This window comes from Planococcus sp. SE5232, from assembly GCF_050686535.1.
Classification (GTDB): domain Bacteria; phylum Bacillota; class Bacilli; order Bacillales_A; family Planococcaceae; genus Planococcus.
Map to the genome: position 1 here is coordinate 1 of NZ_JBOGCP010000009.1, position 18,473 is coordinate 18,473.

Genomic DNA, 18,473 nt, shown 5'->3' on the forward strand with positions numbered 1-18,473 from the left:
TCAAGATGAGATTTCCCATTGCGCAAGCAAGTAAGATCCCTCAAAGACGATGAGGTAGATAGGTTCGAGGTGGAAGCGTGGCGACACGTGCAGCTGACGAATACTAATCGATCGAGGACTTAACCAAATTTGTACGGAATCCTTGCATGTTCCGGTGTCGTGTATCCAGTTTTGAGCGAACAAGCTCAAAAAAACAGTCCAGTGATGATGGCAAAGAGGCCACACCCGTTCCCATCCCGAACACGGCAGTTAAGCTCTTTTGCGCCGATGGTAGTTGGGGGTCTCCCCCTGTGAGAGTAGGACGTCGCTGGTCTGTTTTTTATTTTTTATATCTTAATAATCTTATTGATTCAACAAGTAATCAACCAAATAGTCCAGTGATGATGGCAAAGAGGCCACACCCGTTCCCATCCCGAACACGGCAGTTAAGCTCTTTTGCGCTGATGGTAGTTGGGGGTTTCCCCCTGTGAGAGTAAGACGTCGCTGGGCAGTTGAAAGAAGTCGTTACCGATTCCGGTAGCGGCTTTTTTGTTTGGGAAAAATCTGCAGCATGGCAACACAGGATTTTTTCAGCTTTCAAGTTCGTTTCCGCCTCGCTCTGCTGAACTTGTTATAATGAAGTTAATCAATCAATGTGAGGATGGAAATTTATGACGCAACGACGTCCGATTGTGGATGCATTAATACAATTTCAAAACAGACAGCCCATCTCTTTTCATGTACCTGGGCATAAGCATGGTATTTTGTCAGGATTGCCGAAAGAAATCCAATCGGCACTCCATTATGATTTGACGGAACTGACAGGTCTGGACGATCTTCATTATCCGGAAGAAGCGATTAAAGATGCACAGCTTTTATTGGCGGAGGCTTACGGTGCGAAAGAAAGTTTTCTATTGGTCAATGGTTCGACTGTAGGGAATCTGGCGATGGTTCATGCCGCTTGCAGAGAAGGGGAGACGGTCATTGTTCAGCGGAATTCCCATAAATCGATTTTCCATGCGCTGGAACTTGCACATGTGCGCCCTGTTTACGTTTCACCGCAATGGGATGAGGAATCCATGACAGCCGCGGCTGTATCTCTCAAGGCAATAGAAGAGGCAATAGAGGCATATCCTGAAGCTAAAGCAGTGATACTGACTCATCCCAATTATTATGGCATGGCTTCCCGGGAACTTGCTGACATCATTTCTTTGTGCCATGACAATGAGATGGCGGTTTTGGTGGATGAAGCGCATGGAGCTCATTTCCAGGTAGGGTCTCCGTTTCCTGTGTCGTCTTTGGCTTTGGGTGCGGATGTCGTGGTGCAGTCAGCGCATAAGACCTTGCCAGCGATGACGATGGGATCGTTTCTCCATATCGGCAGTAGTCGCGTGAACGTGGCAAAAATCCGGAAATACTTGCAGATGTTCCAATCGAGCAGTCCGTCTTATCTGATACTTGCTTCTTTGGATGATGCGCGGTCGTATCTTCAAAACTATTCACAGCCTGATGTTCGGATGTTCATGGAAAAGCGGGAACGTTTTCTCAGCAGCCTGCGGATGATTCCTCGTTTGGTTGTGGTGGAATCCGATGATCCGCTGAAAATCATGTTGAGGGTCGACCATCATAGTGGGTATCAGCTTAAGGAGAAGCTGGAGCAAGTAGGGGTTGAAGTTGAATTGGCTGATCTTTTTCAAGTGCTGCTGATCTTGCCTCTATTGAAGCAATGGCATGCGTACCCGTTTGCCGAAATCCGCAGCCGCTTGAAAGAAGCGGTAGCGATGCTTGAAGGGGAAACAAGAAAAGACATGAAGATTCAAATAAAAAAAACGTCAGAGGTGACGGTACCTGAATTGTCTTTTGAAGAAATCGATCTGTCGGATCACGAATGGATTTCTTATACCCAGGTTATTGGACGGATTGCGGCTGGGATGGTGATTCCGTATCCGCCCGGCATTCCGCTTGTGGTGGCTGGTGAGAAGTGGACAATGGCCAAAGTGGAAGAGTTGATGAATTACATTGCCTCAGATGCGCAGATACAAGGGGATCACCGGCTGGAGTCCAAGCAGTTGCCGGTACTTCAGCAGGTGAACAACATAGAATAAGTAATGCGTAATGAGGGTATACTGTAACATCATTAAATGGAACAGAATGTGGGGGATTTTCATGGATCAGGAAAAATACGCAATCATTGATATCGGTTCGAATACCATCCGGCTGGTCATCTATACACGGGATAAAAGCGGGCGTTTTACTGAAAGTGAAAACGTCAAGGCCGTAGCCCGTCTCCGGAATTACTTGAATGAAGATAATGTGCTGGAGCAGGACGGCATCGATATACTCGTCAAGACGTTGAAGAGTTTCCAGGAAGTCACCCGGCACCATCAATTGAAGGATATTCAATGCGTCGCCACAGCTGCTGTACGCCAAGCAGTAAATCAGGATGATATTATGGCAGCGGTAGAGAAAGAGACGGACTTTACCATCCGGATCCTTACCGAATTTGAAGAAGCGAATTATGGATACTTGGCGGTCGTCAATTCGACTCCATTCGCCAGCGGCATCACAGTCGATATCGGTGGGGGTAGTACAGAGCTTACGTATTTCAACGATCGTCAGCTGATTTTCTTCTATAGTTTCCCGTTCGGTGCTTTATCTTTAAAACAGCAGTTTATCGAGGGAGATATACCGACCAAAGGAGAATTGCGTGAGCTGCGGTCATTTTTGAAAGAGCAGTTCAATCAGCTGGAATGGCTGGCCGATAAACGTCTGCCGTTGATCGGCATCGGGGGAAGTGCGCGGAACATGGCCCAGGTTCATCAGGAGCATATCGAATATCCGTTGTCGGGAATCCATCAATACATGATGAGCAGAAATGATGTAGAAGAAATCAATGATTTGTTGAAATCCCTGGATTTTTCGGAGCTTCAACGGCTTGAAGGCTTGTCGAAGGACCGGGCGGATATCATCATTCCTGCTGTGGAAGTGTTTCACTATTTGATGGAATTGATTGATACGAAGGAATTTGCACTCAGCCGAAAAGGCTTGAGAGATGGCTTTTTTTATGAAGAGACGACCAAGGATTTTGATTTAGCGGTATTTCCTAATGTCGTGGAAGAGAGTTTCCATGAACTGGCCATCGACTATGACATCAATTTGACCCACGCGTTTCATGTCACTAACAGCGCAATGCTGATTTCAAAAAAACTAGAAGAGATCGGATTACTGTCCTTGGAAGAGCTGGATACTAAACGCCTGAAACTGAGCAGCGCCCTATATAACTTAGGGAGCTATATCGATTCGGAATCGAGCCACCAGCATACCTTCTATCTATTAGGCAATCGGACGATTGATGGCCTATTGCATAAAGAGCGGATTATTGTCGCGTTGATGGCTTCATTTAAAAACAAGGAAGTGTTCAAACGGAACGTCAATCTTTATGAAGATTGGTTCACTAAAGATGAGCTGTCAAAATTCAGCCTGCTGGGAGCCGTTATTAAGCTGTCGTATAGTTTAAATGCTACGAAGCGTGACATTGTCGAGAATATCGAATTGGAAGAGAAGGATGATAAACTTGTGTTTTCTGTCCAATGCCGTGAAGACTGGGAGCCGGAACAATACCAGGTGGAAAAGCAGAAGAAGCATTTGGAGAAACAGCTGAAGAAAACGATTGATTTTAAGTTTTACAAATAATTTACATTGCGAAGGCTATCTCCTGCTTTTTAAAAAGATGGAGAATGGTACGATAAAGAGAATGGATTATAAGTAAAAGGTGGAGTCGAAATTGGAGACAGTGAAAAAGAAGAACATAGAACTCAGGGATCCCGCATATTACAATAACCGTGAATTGAGTTGGCTTGCTTTTAATGAACGTGTTCTTCAGGAAGCACTTGATAAACGAAATCCTCTGTTGGAGCGGTTTAAGTTTTTGGCGATTTTTAGCTCCAATTTGGACGAATTTTTTATGGTCCGTGTAGCAGGGTTGCAAGATCAAGTGAAAGTCGGGTTTACCAAACCCGAAAACAAAGCTGGGATGACCCCGAAGCAGCAGTTGAATGAAATTGCCATGAAGACCCATCGATTGGTGGATCTGCAGTATGAGACGCTGCAGAAGAATTTGTTGCCGAAGCTCCAAAAGGAAAATGTGGAGTTTGTAAAGATGGCAGACTTGAGTGCGGATCAATTGGATGTTATGGAGCAGCATTTTGAAGACCATATTTTTCCGGTACTGACGCCGATGGCTATCGATGCGTATCGGCCTTTTCCGATGCTGCTGAATAAAAGCATCAATTTAGCAGTGGTGCTGGAAGACCAAGAGGATCAAGTGGAAGAAGGGCAGAAAATTGCGATTGTCCAGGTTCCGTCTGTGCTTGATCGCTTTGTCCGTCTGGAATCGAAAAAAGGCAGCCACAAGCTGATTTTACTGGAAGACGTCATCAGCTTCTTCATTCGCAAGCTTTTCCATGGCTTCAAGGTGATTTCAACATCGGTTTTCCGGATTACCCGCAATGCCGACATGACGATCCATGAAGAAGGCGCGCGTGATTTGCTGAAGGAAATCGAAGAAGAGCTCCGCAAGCGGAAGTGGGGAGCGGCTGTGCGCTTGGAAATCCAGCAGCCCGGGTTTGATCCGACTATTTTGGATTACTTGACTGAAGAGCTGGAGGTTCACAAGAAAGATGTCTATGCGATCGAAGGGTTTTTGGATCTGACGGTCTTTTTCAACTTTTATAAAAAGATGGCGCCGGTTTGGGAGCATTTGGTCTTTGAAGGGAAAGTATCGCAATTGCCGGTCGGTATGGAGACGGGCAAGCAGATTTTTCAGAAAGTCAGCGAACAGGACGTCTTCCTTCATCATCCCTACGAGTCATTTGAGCCGGTTGTCCAGTTCATTTCAGAAGCAGCGGATGATCCTGATGTGCTTGCCATCAAGCAGACCCTCTATCGGGTCAGTGGCGATTCTCCGGTGATTAAAGCATTGAAAAGAGCCGCTGAAAACGGCAAACAAGTAACGGTGCTGGTTGAACTGAAGGCCCGATTCGATGAAGAAAACAATGTCCAATGGGCAAAAGAGCTGGAGAAGGCTGGATGCCATGTTATTTATGGGATGACCCATCTGAAGACGCACAGCAAAATCACTTTGGTGGTGCGGAAAAAAGAGGATAAGATCGAACGTTTTGTGCATTTGGGAACGGGCAATTACAATGACCAGACAGCTAAAATCTATACGGATATGAGCTTATTCACTTCGAAAAGGCAGTTTGGCATTGATGCGACCAACTTTTTCAATTACTTGAGCGGCTATACTGAAAAGCCGAAGTTCCATTACCTGTCGGTGGCACCTTTTACCATCCGTACTGATATCATTGACCTGATTGATACCGAAATCCGTTTTCAGAAAAAGCATGGCAATGGCCGAATCGTTGCAAAGATGAACTCGTTGACGGATAAAATCATTATCATGAAATTATATGAGGCATCGAATGCAGGAGTGAAAGTGGACTTGATTGTCAGAGGCATCTGTTGTCTGCGGCCAGGAATTTCAGAGGTGAGTGAAAACATCCGGGTACGGAGCATCGTTGGCAGTCTGCTGGAGCATAGCCGGGTTTACTTCTTCAACCATAACGGAAAAGGAAAGACTTTCCTGTCATCAGCGGATATGATGACCCGGAATTTGAATAACCGCATTGAAATCCTATTTCCGATTGTTGACGAAGCTATCAAAGAACAGGTTAAGAGCATATTGGAGCTGGGTCTTGCCGATAATGTGAAAGCCAGAGAGCAGGATGCAGATGGCGTTTACCACTACGTGCCACGGAAAAATGACGAGCTGGCAATAGATAGCCAAATGGAATTGTTTCGGCGGGCTTATCAAGTAGCAGAAGACGAGGAATAAGCAGGAGCCGTTCATTTTCACAGGGGGAGGAACGGTTTTTTTACAGGTCACTGTAAAATATGAGCCATTTCGTGTATAGTATAAAGAGTTTGAAACAGTAGAATATGATTAATTTCATGGAATAAGGTGAGCAGTAAAATGAGTTATTTGATCAATCTGGAAGGCGGAGAAGGATCGGGCAAGTCGACGGTTCTGAAGATGCTGGCAGATGCGTTAGAGGAAAAAGGATTTGCTGTTGTCTGCACGAGAGAGCCAGGCGGTATCGATATCGCGGAACAAATCCGCGGCGTGATCTTGAACCGGGAAAACACAGCAATGGATGCCCGAACAGAAGCGTTGTTGTATGCTGCAGCAAGAAGACAGCATTTGGTTGAAAAGATCATTCCGGCACTCGAAGCTGGAAGCATCGTCTTATGCGATCGTTACATCGACTCCAGCTTGGCTTATCAAGGATACGCGCGCGGGCTGGGGATGGAAGAGATTTTCGCCATCAATAAATTCGCCATCGACGATTATATGCCGGACCTGACCCTTTATTTTGATGTTAATCCGAAAGTGGGATTGGCACGGATTGAAAAGGATGCAGATCGGGAAATCAATCGGTTGGATGTGGAATCAATGAAGTTCCACTATAAAGTAAGAGAAGGGTATCTCTTGCTGCTGAGCCAAAACCCAGAACGAATTCGCCTGATCAATGCAGAGAATGAGCTGGATACTGTTTTCGCAGACGCGTTGGAAACAGCCGCACGATTCATAGAAGAACGGCAAGCAGCAGTTGATCCTTCCTAAGGTCAGCTGTTTTTTTTTTAGCCGTTGCTTTTTTGGCATTGAGCTGGAAAGATATGCAGCGTATATCTTTCTTCATGTTATACTTATATAGAAGAAAGATAAAAAGGAGTGAGTGCTGATGAAACTCGTAGTAGCAGTTGTACAGGACCAAGACAGTAACCGATTATCCAACGCGTTAACGAAAAATGATTTCCGGGCTACAAAGCTTGCCAGTACAGGAGGGTTTTTGCGCTCAGGGAACACGACCTTTTTAATCGGTGTAGAAGATGAACTTGTACCGAAGTTATTGGACCTGATTCGTGAAAATTGCCGATCTCGTGAACAGATGGTGGCACCTGTATCACCGATGGGTGGCAATGCTGACTCGTATATTCCCTATCCTGTTGAAGTTGAAGTGGGCGGAGCGACTATTTTTGTCCTGCCGATTGAACAGTTCCATCATTTCTAAACAATAGGAGAGCCCAATGGATTTCCCACGATAAATTATACGGCCGCATATCGGCCAGTACCATAAATAATACCCGTGCTCCAATCGGAACACGGGATTTTTTACAAAGTCTGAAGGTGAAACTTATGCAAAAAACGACGGATGAATTTTTGGAAATGCAGCCAGTGGTGATGAAGCGGCTGCAGGGTGCCTATGCGAAAGACCGGTTGGCACATGCTTACCTGTTTGAAGGCCCTGCAGGCTCGGGGAAAAAGGAAATCACTCATTTCTTCGTCAAGCTGCTGCTATGTGAATCACCCCTAGAAAATGTTCCATGTGAAACATGTCGAAGCTGTCAGCTTTATAATTCCGGCAATCATACAAATGTTTTGTTCATCGAACCGGATGGCCAAAACATTAAAATTGATCAAATCCGTGAATTGATTTTCAAGTTGAATAAAACCGGGCTGAATACAGGCCGTAAAATATACGTGATTGAGCAGGCGGACCGCATGAATAATTCTTCTGCCAATGCTTTGCTGAAGTTTTTGGAAGAGCCGGAGTTTAACGTGACAGCCATCCTGTTGACTGAGCGGCTTAATGCACTGATGAGCACAATCCGTTCCCGCTGCCAATTGGTGTCGTTCCGACCTTTATCACGACCGAAGCTGATGGAGAAGTTGACAGCTGATGGAATGACAGAATCGATGGCTGCAACCGTCAGTATGCTGACACAAAGCGAAGAAGAAGCAATTGCTTTGAGTCAGGATGAACAATTTGCCCAAGCCAGAAAAACAGTGCTGAAACTGGTGGAAGTGGCTGACAGCAATGTTCACGAGGCGCTTTTGATGCTCCAGGCGGAATGGCTGCCATTATTTAAAGAAAAAGAAGATGCCGAAAGAGGTCTGGACATGTTATTATTTGCATATCGGGACATTGCTTCGGTAAAAGCAGGTCTTGAAACTGCACGAACATATCCAGACATGGAAGAAACTTGGAAGCAGATGGCTCTCCGGCGTTCCTTTACGGTATTGTCCAAGCAGTTGCAGGCCGTTTTACAGGCCAAACAACAATTGCCGCGCAATATGAACCGGACGCTGTTGATGGAGCAGTTAATGCTGAATCTGCAGGAGGGGTAGCAATTGTATAATGTGATAGGTGTCCGCTTCAAGAAAGCGGGTAAAATATATTATTTTGATCCAGGTGAATTAGGGATTGAAAAAGACGATTATGTCATTGTGGAAACGGCACGAGGCATAGAATACGGAAAAGTGGTCGTACCGACGAAAACCGTTGGAGAAAACGACGTGGTCTTGCCTTTAAAACAGGTGGTAAGAGTAGCTTCTGACCGCGATCGTCACCAGGTGGAAGAAAACCGTCTGGAAGCAAGCCGTGCTTTTGAACTGGGCACCGGCAAAATTGAAGAGCATCGATTGGACATGAAACTGGTTGATGTTGAATACACTTTCGACCGCAATAAAGTCATTTTTTACTTTACAGCGGAAGGCCGTGTGGATTTCCGGAACTTGGTCAAAGACTTGGCTTCCATTTTCCGTACACGCATTGAACTTCGCCAAATAGGTGTTCGTGATGAAGCTAAAATGCTCGGTGGTATCGGTCCTTGTGGCCGGATGCTCTGTTGTTCGACATTTTTGGGTGATTTTGAGCCGGTTTCGATCAAAATGGCAAAAGATCAAAACCTATCGTTGAATCCTTCGAAAATTTCAGGTTTATGCGGCCGGTTGATGTGCTGCTTAAAATATGAGAATGACGAATACGAAACAGCGAAAAAGGAAATGCCGGATATTGGAACACGCGTAACGACGCCGGACGGTGACGGCCGCGTAGTAGGCATGAATATTTTAGAGCGGGTGTTGAAAGTTCGCTTATCTGAGCAGGAACAGACACTTGAATATACATTAGATGAGATAATGGGCCAAGGAACGAGAGCGTGAGGTGGTTTAGGTGAAGGAAAAGAATTTTTTGGACACGGTCATGGAGTTTGAACAGCAACTCCAATCCATGCAGGAACAATTCAGCGAACTAAAAGCTGTAGTGGCCCGGACAATGGAAGAACACCATGCGCTGCAACTGGAGAATCATCATTTGCGTTCGCGCTTGGATGAATTCCATCAAGCAGTGCCGGAAGTGGCAGCTGTGGATCCGGTGAAATTGAAAAAAGCTGTGATGGATATCGGCGAAGGCTACGATAATTTAGCCCGTCTGTATCATGAAGGCTATCATGTGTGCAATGTACATTTCGGCAGTTCCCGAAAAGGTGACGATTGCCTGTTCTGTTTGTCATTCCTGAATAAGCAGAATTGAAAAGCGGAAGCGGCCGCACTGCTCCGACCGGCGTAAGACGATTTGGCGAAGCGGCGTTTTTGCAGCCGCATAGCCAGAGTGGCTTACGACCCGAGGAGCAGGCCGCTGGAGCTGGACAAGAAAAGCGTAAGCGGCGGCAGTGCTGCCCGCTGGTAAAATGATAAAGAGAAAGGCTTCCGACACTCCGTGTGGCGGCAGCCTTTTGTTATGCTGGGAGTTGAACAGATGTTAGTGGATGACGAAAGACTTGATTATTTATTGGCGGAAGACCTGCGGATCATTCAAAGTCCATCGGTGTTTTCCTTTTCATTGGATGCGGTGCTGTTGGCCCGCTTTGCCTATGTTCCGCTGAAGCGGGGAACAATTGTAGACCTATGCACAGGCAACGGAGCGATTCCGCTGTTTTTAAGTGCCCGTACGGAGTCGCAGATCATTGGGGTAGAGCTGCAGGAACGTCTTGCACATATGGCACGGCGCAGCGTGGAATACAACGGCCTTGAGCAGCAGATCGACATCATCGAAGGCGATGTCAAAAACATGCCGGCACAGCTGGGGTTTGAAAAATACGATGTGGTGACCTGCAACCCACCTTATTTTCCGGCGCATGAGATGAGCGACAAAAACATCAGTGAACACATGGCTATCGCGCGGCACGAGCTGCATCTGACATTGGATGAGGCGGTCTTATCGGCTAGCCAACTATTGAAGCAAGGTGGAAAGGCAGCGTTTGTCCATCGTTCCGGCCGCTTGATCGATTTGATTGCAGCGATGCGCGCCAACCGTCTGGAACCGAAACGGATTCGCCTGGTTTATCCGAAAGCTGGAAAAGAAGCGAATACCTTATTGGTTGAGGGCATCAAAGACGGGAAACCGGATTTGAAGATCCTGCCGCCATTGATTGTCTATGGAGAAGATGGGGAATATACCGAAGAAGTGCGGGAGTTATTATATGGCAGCCAGTGACCATTATTTTTATGTTTTGGAATGCGCTGACGAGTCATATTATGCGGGTTATACCAACGATCTTGAAAAGCGGCTGGCTGCACATAACGCCGGAAAAGGCGCAAAATACACACGCGCTAAAGGGCCGTCCAAGCTCATTCATCATGAATGCTATGATACGAAACCGGCAGCGATGAAAGCGGAATATGCCTTCAAGCAATTAACGAAGGCTCAAAAAATCCGTTATATTGCTGAAGGAAAGGAGAACGGCAAATGAAATCCCAAAAAAGTTTCCAGCATAAGCAAGCCACCTTGTACCTGGTGGCCACGCCCATCGGCAACCTAGAAGATATGACGATTCGCGCGTTGCGTATTTTAAAAGAAGTGGATATTATTGCCGCAGAAGATACACGCAACACGAAAAACCTCTGCAATTATTTTGATATCCAGACCAAATTGGTCAGTTACCATGAACACAATCAGGAAAGTGGGGGCTTTAAGATTTTGTCCTACCTGGAGGAGGGCAAGTCTGTCGCTCTGGTCAGCGACGCCGGCATGCCATGTATTTCCGATCCCGGTGAAGACATCGTTAAACGGGCAGTTGCGGAAAACTTTCCGGTTGTCCCGATTCCTGGGGCTAATGCGGCACTCAGTGCGCTGATCGCTTCTGGAATTTCACCACAGCCGTTCCTATTTTACGGATTCCTGTCCCGCAATAAAAAAGATCGCCTGGCAGAGCTCGAAATTTTGGGGCAGAAAGAAGAAACGCTTATCTTTTACGAAGCGCCCCACCGGCTGAAAGAAAGCTTGAAGAGCATTCAAAAAGCGGTCGGAGATGAGCGGGAAATCACCTTGGCACGGGAAGTGACAAAGAAATTCGAAGAGTTTCTGAGAGGGACGGTTGAAGAAGCTGTGGTCTGGGCCGAAGAAAATGAAATCCGTGGAGAATTTTGTCTGGTGCTGGAAGGCAATGCCAATCCGGAACCCGTCGGAAATGTAAAGTGGTGGGAACAGCTGTCCATCGAAGAACATGTAGATCAGCTCATGGAAACCAAAAACCTGACATCCAAAGAAGCCATCAAAGAAGCCGCAATCGAACGCCAGTTGTCCAAGAGAGAAGTCTATCAGGCTTATCATACTTAGGAAAAGCGGAAGCAGCCGTTAAGCCTCGACAAGCGCTGGAAGCCTTGCCGGTAATGGCGTACTTTGCCATTGCAGGTAAGGCTGAAGCGACTCGAGAGGCTGGCTGCTGAAGCTGGACAATAAGAAAAGCGGAAGCGCCCATGTAGCTCTGCCGGGCATAAGACAGATCGGCGAAGCGGCATGTTTTCAGCCGCACAGCTGAGTTGGCTTATGACCCAAAGAGCTGAGCGCTGAAGCTAGACAATGAAAAAAAGTGGAGACGTCCCAAACGAAAAACTATATCAGTAGACATTAAAAAACCAGGAAGCCTCGGCATCCTGGTTTTTCTACATTACTTCTTTAAGTTGTTTTGGATTTCTTTTACCAGCATTTCTGCGCCTTCAGAGCTCAAGATCAATTTGCCGCCAACCAATTGCATGTTGTCGTCTGATACTTCGCCTGTAACTGCACATGTCATATTCGGTAAATATTTTTTCAAAATAATTTTATCGTCATCCACGTAAATTTCCAATGCGTCTTTTTCTGCGATTCCCAAAGTCCGTCGCAATTCAATTGGAATTACCACACGTCCTAATTCATCCACTTTCCGAACAATACCTGTCGATTTCATAATGATAGTCCTCCTTTTATTTTATCGGGTGTATTCGCCAAAATTCGACATTTACCACTTCCTGTCATAAATCATACCAACTACTGGCAATTTGGTCAATAAAAAACTATCGAAATCATAATGAAATTTTATAACTAGTGATAATTTTCTTTGATTTTGAATAAAGAATGCCATTGGATTGACAAATTTTAAATAAAAGTAAAAAAAATCCATTTTAAATATGCTTAAATAATGTCGAATCGTTATTTTAAATGTCATTGTCGAATTGAAAGATTGTACAAAATAGGGGACTTCGTTAAAATAAGAACTATACAAAAAAACTGGAGGAATTTTTCGTGACTGCTAAAAAAGAAACGTTTTATTTAACCACACCGATTTACTATCCAAGCGGAAAATTCCATATTGGAACGGCTTATACAACAGTTGCTTCTGATGCGATGGTCCGCTATAAGCGTTTGCGTGGATTTGATGTCCGGTTTTTGACTGGAATGGATGAACATGGCCAAAAAATTGAAGAAAAAGCGAAAGAAGCTGGAAAAGCACCACAGGAATTTGTGGATGAGATGGCTTTAGCAGCTAAACAAGTATGGTCAACAATGGATATTACTTACGATGACTTCATTCGCACCACAGAAAAGCGTCATAAAGAAGGTGTGGAACGGATTTTCAAAACCTTCCTCGACAATGGCGATATCTATAAAGGCGAATATGAAGGCTGGTATTGCACGCCTTGTGAATCATTCTTTACGGAAAACCAATTGGATGACGGCAATTGCCCGGATTGCGGACGTCCAGTCCATAAAGTGAAAGAAGAATCGTATTTCTTCAATATGAAAAAATACGCAGGCCGCCTGTTGGAGTATTACGAAAATAATGTAGAGTTTATTGAGCCTGAGTCGCGTAAAAACGAAATGATCAATAATTTCATCAAACCCGGATTAGAGGACCTGTCGGTTTCACGGACTTCTTTTGACTGGGGAATTCCGGTTCCTGGAGATCCGAAGCATGTCATCTATGTATGGGTCGATGCTTTGTCGAATTACATTACTTCACTTGGCTACGGTTCAAATGATGACAGCTTGTTCAATAAATACTGGCCGGCGGATGTCCATGTGGTCGGCAAAGACATTGTCCGTTTCCACACGATCTACTGGCCGATTTTCCTGATGGCTTTGGATCTGCCATTGCCGAAGAAAGTTTTTGCCCACGGCTTCATCATGATGAAAGATGGCAAAATGTCGAAATCAAAAGGCAATGTTGTTTATCCGGAAATGCTGGTTGAGCGATACGGATTGGATGCAACCCGTTATTTCCTGTTACGTGAATTGCCATTTGGATCTGACGGCGTCTTTTCACCAGAATCATTTGTCGAACGCACCAATTTTGATTTGGCCAATGATCTCGGAAACTTATTGAATCGTACAGTCTCAATGATCAATAAATACTTCGACGGCGCAGTTCCGCAAATCAATGGATTGCTGACTGCATTCGACGGTCCGCTTCAGCGGGTAGCTGCCCAAACAGTGGAAGTCTATGAGCAGCATATGGAGAGAATGCAATTCAGCATTGTCTTAAGCGAAGTATGGGCATTGATTTCAAGAACCAATAAATATATCGACGAAACACAGCCATGGGTACTGGCGAAAGATGAAGCTGAGAAAGAGCAATTGGCTTCTGTCATGGCCCATTTGGCGGAAAGTCTTCGTATGACTGCGGTTATGCTGCAACCATTCCTGCCGAACGCTCCAAAACAGATTGTTGAACAACTGGGTCTCTCAGAAGACTTTCTTGCTTGGGATACGTTGCAAGGCTTCGGTAAAATTCCGGCAGGCACTCAAGTAGTGTCCAAAGGGACGCCGATCTTCCCGCGCCTCGAAGTAGAACCGGAAGTAGCATATATCCGTGATCAAATGCGTGGCACTGCAGCTCCGGCTGTAGAAGAGCCTACGGTCGTAGAAGTTCCGGATGTGCCGGAAATTGCGATTGAAGACTTTTCGAAAGTGGATTTGCGTGTAGCGACAGTAACAGAATGTGAAGCAGTGCCGAAAACCTCAAAACTGTTGAAACTGCAGTTGGATATGGGCTACGAAAAGCGCCAGGTGGTATCTGGAATTGCGGAACATTACAAACCGGCGGAACTGGTCGGCAAAAAAGTGGTCGTAGTAGCAAACCTGAAACCCGTGAAATTGCGGGGCGAGCTTTCTCAGGGAATGATTCTGGCCGGCGAAAAAGACGGTTACCTAACATTGGCATCAGTCGCCGAAAAGCTTCCAAACGGCTCAAAAATAAAATAAGACTACTGGAAAAGACCTGTTTTGACCCACTTTAATTAGTGGGTCTTTTTTTATTTCGGTAGGTTTTATGGCCCAATATTACAGAGGAATGAATGGTTTTGACGCCGAATCAACATGTTTTGTTACCCAATTGTAATGTTGCTGTGAAGAATGATACAGGTAGAACCATTAGAATAAAGCTTAATGTGAGGAGAATGATTGATGTTTATCGATACCCATGTACATTTAAATGCAGACCAATATGATGAGGACCTGTCACAAGTCATTGAGCGCGCACGAGAAAACCATGTGGAGAAAATGGTAGTCATCGGCTTCGACCAAAAAACGATCGAACGGGCCATCGAATTGGCTGAAACCTATGAATTCATCTTCGCAGTAGTTGGTTGGCATCCCGTTGATGCCATCGATTGTACTGAAGAAGACTTGAAGTGGATTGAAGAGCTCGCAGCTCATCCGAAGGTAGTTGGAATCGGGGAAACCGGATTGGATTACTACTGGGACAAATCACCAAAAGAGGTACAGCAGGAAGTTTTCCGCAAGCAGATCCGATTGGCTAAAAAAGTAAAGCTGCCAATCATCATCCATAACCGGGAAGCTACAGAAGACGTACTGAAAATCCTCAAGGAAGAAAACGCGAAAGAAATAGGCGGTGTCATGCATTGCTTCAGTGGCAGTGTAGAGACAGCCCGTGAAAGTATAGAAATGAACTTCATGATTTCTCTTGGAGGACCGGTAACATTCAAAAATGCCAAAAAGCCGAAAGAAGTTGCTGAGTTGATTTCGCTTGATCACCTGATGATCGAAACGGATGCCCCATACTTAGCCCCACATCCTTATCGTGGGAAACGAAATGAACCATCCTATGTTCCATTGGTTGCGGAAGAGATTGCGCGGCTGAAAGGAATTTCGGTGGAAGAAGTAGCAGAAGCGACCACGCGAAACGCTGAAAAGTTTTACAAGCTTTCTCAAATAAAGGGAAATTAAGAAATTCGTATTGATTGACAGTTCAAACATGAGACCATATAATCACTCAGGTGAAGAAGGAGGAGATATTTTTGTCAAATGAAGCAAATAATACCAAATCATCAAAATTATTCAAAGGTAAATCATTGGCGGTCACAATCGCAACCGTATTGTTGTTCGCGGCGGTTTTAACTTTTGCTATATATGAAGGTACAAAAAACACAGTATCTGTAACAGCTAATGGGGAGCAGGAAGAAGTAAGAACGCATGCAGAAACGGTCGGGGCGTTTTTGGAGGAACAGGAAATCGAAGCAGGGGAGCATGATTTTCTGAGCCATTCCAAAGAAACGGTGATCGATAAAGACCTGGCTCTTGAATGGGATGCAGCAGAACAATATAACGTAACAGTTGACGGAGAAGCAACTTCTGCCTGGACAACTGAAAATACAGTAGCAGAGATTTTAGCTAAAGCGAATATCGAGCTTACAAAATATGATAAAGTATCACCTGCGCTAGAGGAACAAGTGGACGAAGAGACAACGATTTCAGTTGAGAAAGCCTACGAAGTTACGATCCAGGATGGTCTTAAAGAAAAGAAAGTATGGTCTACTTCAACTACGGTCGCTGACTTTTTAAAACAGCACAAAGTTTCTGTGGGCAAACTTGACAGAGTGGAAAGCGAAATGGACGAATTGGTCCTTCCAAATTCAAAAGTTAAAGTGGTCCGCGTTGAAAAGGTCACCGATGTAGTTGAGGATTCTGTGAAATACGCAGTAGAGACAAAAAAAGACAATTCCTTGCTTAAAGGCAATGAAAAAGTCGTTCAAAAAGGTGCAAATGGCGTAGTCAAGAAAACCTACGAAGTCATCAAAGAAAATGGCAAAGAAGTAAAACGAGATCTTAAAAATGAAAAAGTCGTAAAAGAACCAACAAAACAAGTAACGGCAGTCGGCACGAAAACAGTTGTAGCAAGTGTTTCACGTGGAGCTCAAGCGAAAGCTGCACCCGTAGCTGCTCAGGAAGAAAAGAAGGCAGCACCGCAAAAGGAAAAAGCGGTAGTCAAAACAGCTTCAGCTGAAACAGCGGCAACACCAGCTAAAGCCAAAGCGGCACCTGCAAAAGCAGCGCCAGCAGAAGCAGAACCGACTGGCGGCAAAGAATTCTATGTGTCAGCAACAGCTTATACAGCAAGCTGCACAGGCTGTTCAGGAATTACTGCGACAGGCATCAATTTGCATGCCAATCCAGGCCTTAAAGTAATTGCGGTAGACCCTAGTGTTATTCCGTTAGGTTCTAAAGTATGGGTTGAAGGATACGGTAATGCGATTGCTGGCGATACTGGCGGAGCAATCAAAGGAAACAAAATTGATTTGTTTATGGCCAATAAATCCGATGCTTTGTCATTCGGACGCAAACAAGTAAAAGTTAGAATCCTTAACTAGTTCTAGCGTAAGTTCTATTGAAGGCTTTCCCGGGATATTTCCTGGGAAAGCTTTTTACATGTGTACCCATAAGCGTGTAGAATAAACAAGAAGCTTGAAAAGAGGAACCGATATATGAAGATAAATGAAATTATCGTGGTTGAAGGAAAAGACGATACAGTAGCGATTAAACGTGCAGTCAACGCGGATACGATAGAAACGAACGGTTCAGCCATTACAGCAGAGACGCTTCAGCGGATCGCTCATGCACAACAGAAGCGGGGCATCATTGTTTTTACGGATCCCGATTATCCTGGGCGGCGTATCCGTGCTATTATTGAAGAACATGTGCCTCAGGCTAAACATGCATTTTTACCCAAAGAAAAAACCATTGCAAAAAACGGCAAAGGGTTAGGCATTGAACATGCCCGTGACGAAGATATCCGTGAAGCCTTGCAGGCGGTCTACACGCCGCTGCAGGAAGAGCGCCTGATAGAGATCACAATGGAAGATTTGATCGACGCAGGGCTCGTTGCCCATCCAAAAGCCAAACAGCGTCGAATACAAATCGGCAACGATCTGCAGATCGGCTATACCAATGGCAAGCAGCTTCAAAAGCGGCTTCATATGTTCGGTATATCCAAAGACCAGTTCATCAAAGCGGTACAAGCGTTAATTCAGGAGGAAAAACAATGACCAAAGATATTGCCACGCCTATTCGGACGCAACAGATTATGGCGAAATACAATTTAAAAGTGAAAAAGAGCCTCGGACAGAACTTTTTGATAGATCCCAATATTTTACGTAAAATTGTCGGCCAAGCAAAATTGACTAAAAAATCTGCGGCCATTGAAATCGGACCAGGAATCGGTGCGTTGACAGAACATCTGGCAAGAGAAGCGGGAAAAGTACTGGCTTTTGAAATCGACCAGCGCCTATTGCCGGTGCTTGATGACACGCTTTCTCCATACGATAATATTTCCATTGTCCATGCTGATATTCTGAAAACCGATGTCCAGGCAGCCATCGACAATGAATTGGCTGATTACGACGATATCGTGGTTGTAGCGAATCTGCCCTATTATGTCACAACGCCCATTATTTTGAAGCTTTTGTTGGAAAAACTGCCGATTCGCGGCATGGTCGTTATGCTGCAAAAAGAGGTAGCTGAACGCATTACAGCTAAACCTGGTACAAAAGCTTATGGATCACTATCTATTGCCATCCAGTACTATACACAGGCTGAAATGGCATTGACTGTTCCTAAATCGGTCTTCCTGCCACAGCCGAATGTCGATTCCGCTGTTATTCTCATGACCAAACGGGAAGTTCCTGAAGTGGAAGTGATTGATGAAGACTTCTTCTTTAGCGTTACGAGAGGGTCGTTTGTTCAGCGGAGAAAAACTATTTTGAACAACCTTCAAGTTGCGATGCCTTTAGGAAAAGAGAAAAAAGAGCTGATTTTGAAAGCTCTGGCAGAAGCTGAAATCGATCCAACGCGGCGTGGAGAGACTTTGTCGATCAAAGAATTTGGTCTGTTGGCTGATAAATTATACGCTTATTTCCAGTAAAACCGGCATTCTGTTACAATTTCGGCACAACTTATTTCGACCTAAAGATATTTCGGATAAATAAATATTGACAGCAGCTAATAGTCGCTGATAAAATTATAAATTTGCTTGAC

17 protein-coding genes and 3 rRNA genes are annotated in these 18,473 nt (G+C 45.0%); 19 read left to right on the top strand and 1 reads right to left on the bottom strand.

Translation table 11 applies throughout. The features are described from left to right. The 14 genes from ACRC6Q_RS18610 to rsmI all read left to right on the top strand — a co-directional run. Positions 1 to 127, top strand: a 23S ribosomal RNA gene (locus ACRC6Q_RS18610); the annotation flags it as partial. Positions 128 to 197: 70 nt separating this feature from the next. Continuing rightward, positions 198 to 313: ribosomal RNA gene (gene rrf, locus ACRC6Q_RS18615) — 5S ribosomal RNA — on the top strand. Between the two features lie 60 nt (positions 314 to 373). Continuing rightward, positions 374 to 489: ribosomal RNA gene (rrf, locus tag ACRC6Q_RS18620) — 5S ribosomal RNA — on the top strand. Between the two features lie 161 nt (positions 490 to 650). After that, complete coding sequence (locus ACRC6Q_RS18625) at positions 651 to 2,084, top strand: aminotransferase class I/II-fold pyridoxal phosphate-dependent enzyme (RefSeq protein ID WP_431467200.1); 1,434 nt, start codon at positions 651 to 653, stop codon at positions 2,082 to 2,084. 61 nt (positions 2,085 to 2,145) lie between these two features. Beyond that, the gene (gene ppx / locus ACRC6Q_RS18630) at positions 2,146 to 3,672 is read left to right on the top strand and encodes an exopolyphosphatase (protein WP_223643306.1); all 1,527 of its coding nucleotides are present in this window, start codon (positions 2,146 to 2,148) and stop codon (positions 3,670 to 3,672) included. A 91-nt stretch (positions 3,673 to 3,763) separates the two neighbouring features. Then, positions 3,764 to 5,875: an RNA degradosome polyphosphate kinase gene (locus tag ACRC6Q_RS18635; protein WP_223643304.1), complete on the top strand. Its 2,112-nt coding sequence runs from the start codon at positions 3,764 to 3,766 to the stop codon at positions 5,873 to 5,875. Between the two features lie 138 nt (positions 5,876 to 6,013). After that, a complete protein-coding gene (gene tmk / locus ACRC6Q_RS18640) occupies positions 6,014 to 6,664 on the top strand; it encodes a dTMP kinase (RefSeq protein ID WP_431467201.1) in 651 nt (216 codons plus the stop codon). 118 nt (positions 6,665 to 6,782) lie between these two features. Beyond that, a complete protein-coding gene (locus ACRC6Q_RS18645) occupies positions 6,783 to 7,112 on the top strand; it encodes a cyclic-di-AMP receptor (protein ID WP_146559492.1) in 330 nt (109 codons plus the stop codon). 125 nt (positions 7,113 to 7,237) lie between these two features. Further along, positions 7,238 to 8,230, top strand: coding sequence for a DNA polymerase III subunit delta' (holB, locus tag ACRC6Q_RS18650; RefSeq protein WP_223643300.1), 993 nt, complete (start codon positions 7,238 to 7,240; stop codon positions 8,228 to 8,230). 3 nt (positions 8,231 to 8,233) lie between these two features. Next, positions 8,234 to 9,046 (top strand): PSP1 domain-containing protein, encoded by an 813-nt coding sequence (locus ACRC6Q_RS18655; protein ID WP_223643298.1) that lies wholly within the window; start codon positions 8,234 to 8,236, stop codon positions 9,044 to 9,046. 10 nt (positions 9,047 to 9,056) lie between these two features. Further along, entirely contained in the window at positions 9,057 to 9,416 is a 360-nt protein-coding gene (gene yabA, locus ACRC6Q_RS18660; protein WP_223643296.1) for a DNA replication initiation control protein YabA, read from the top strand. Between the two features lie 225 nt (positions 9,417 to 9,641). After that, on the top strand, positions 9,642 to 10,379 hold the full coding sequence (locus ACRC6Q_RS18665; RefSeq protein ID WP_223643294.1) for a tRNA1(Val) (adenine(37)-N6)-methyltransferase: 738 nt from the start codon (positions 9,642 to 9,644) through the stop codon (positions 10,377 to 10,379). After that, complete coding sequence (locus tag ACRC6Q_RS18670; protein ID WP_223643292.1) at positions 10,366 to 10,635, top strand: GIY-YIG nuclease family protein; 270 nt, start codon at positions 10,366 to 10,368, stop codon at positions 10,633 to 10,635. The genes ACRC6Q_RS18665 and ACRC6Q_RS18670 overlap by 14 nt, the downstream gene beginning before the upstream one ends. Continuing rightward, a complete protein-coding gene (rsmI, locus tag ACRC6Q_RS18675) occupies positions 10,632 to 11,501 on the top strand; it encodes a 16S rRNA (cytidine(1402)-2'-O)-methyltransferase (protein WP_431467202.1) in 870 nt (289 codons plus the stop codon). The genes ACRC6Q_RS18670 and rsmI overlap by 4 nt, the downstream gene beginning before the upstream one ends. A 331-nt stretch (positions 11,502 to 11,832) precedes the next feature. Here rsmI and ACRC6Q_RS18680 read toward each other — a convergent pair whose 3' ends face one another. Beyond that, entirely contained in the window at positions 11,833 to 12,111 is a 279-nt protein-coding gene (locus tag ACRC6Q_RS18680; RefSeq protein WP_142830607.1) for an AbrB/MazE/SpoVT family DNA-binding domain-containing protein, read from the bottom strand. 335 nt (positions 12,112 to 12,446) lie between these two features. Between ACRC6Q_RS18680 and metG the strand changes: the two genes are divergently transcribed. The 5 genes from metG (at position 12,447) to rsmA (ending at position 18,360) form a co-directional block, all read left to right on the top strand. Then, positions 12,447 to 14,405: a methionine--tRNA ligase gene (metG, locus tag ACRC6Q_RS18685; RefSeq protein WP_223643288.1), complete on the top strand. Its 1,959-nt coding sequence runs from the start codon at positions 12,447 to 12,449 to the stop codon at positions 14,403 to 14,405. A 201-nt stretch (positions 14,406 to 14,606) separates the two neighbouring features. Further along, positions 14,607 to 15,389, top strand: coding sequence for a TatD family hydrolase (locus tag ACRC6Q_RS18690; protein WP_431467203.1), 783 nt, complete (start codon positions 14,607 to 14,609; stop codon positions 15,387 to 15,389). Positions 15,390 to 15,460: 71 nt separating this feature from the next. After that, on the top strand, positions 15,461 to 16,810 hold the full coding sequence (locus tag ACRC6Q_RS18695) for a ubiquitin-like domain-containing protein (protein ID WP_431467204.1): 1,350 nt from the start codon (positions 15,461 to 15,463) through the stop codon (positions 16,808 to 16,810). A 114-nt stretch (positions 16,811 to 16,924) separates the two neighbouring features. Beyond that, a complete protein-coding gene (gene rnmV, locus ACRC6Q_RS18700; protein WP_223643282.1) occupies positions 16,925 to 17,485 on the top strand; it encodes a ribonuclease M5 in 561 nt (186 codons plus the stop codon). Beyond that, complete coding sequence (rsmA, locus tag ACRC6Q_RS18705) at positions 17,482 to 18,360, top strand: 16S rRNA (adenine(1518)-N(6)/adenine(1519)-N(6))-dimethyltransferase RsmA (RefSeq protein WP_223643279.1); 879 nt, start codon at positions 17,482 to 17,484, stop codon at positions 18,358 to 18,360. The genes rnmV and rsmA overlap by 4 nt, the downstream gene beginning before the upstream one ends. The last annotated feature ends 113 nt before the right edge of the window (positions 18,361 to 18,473 follow it).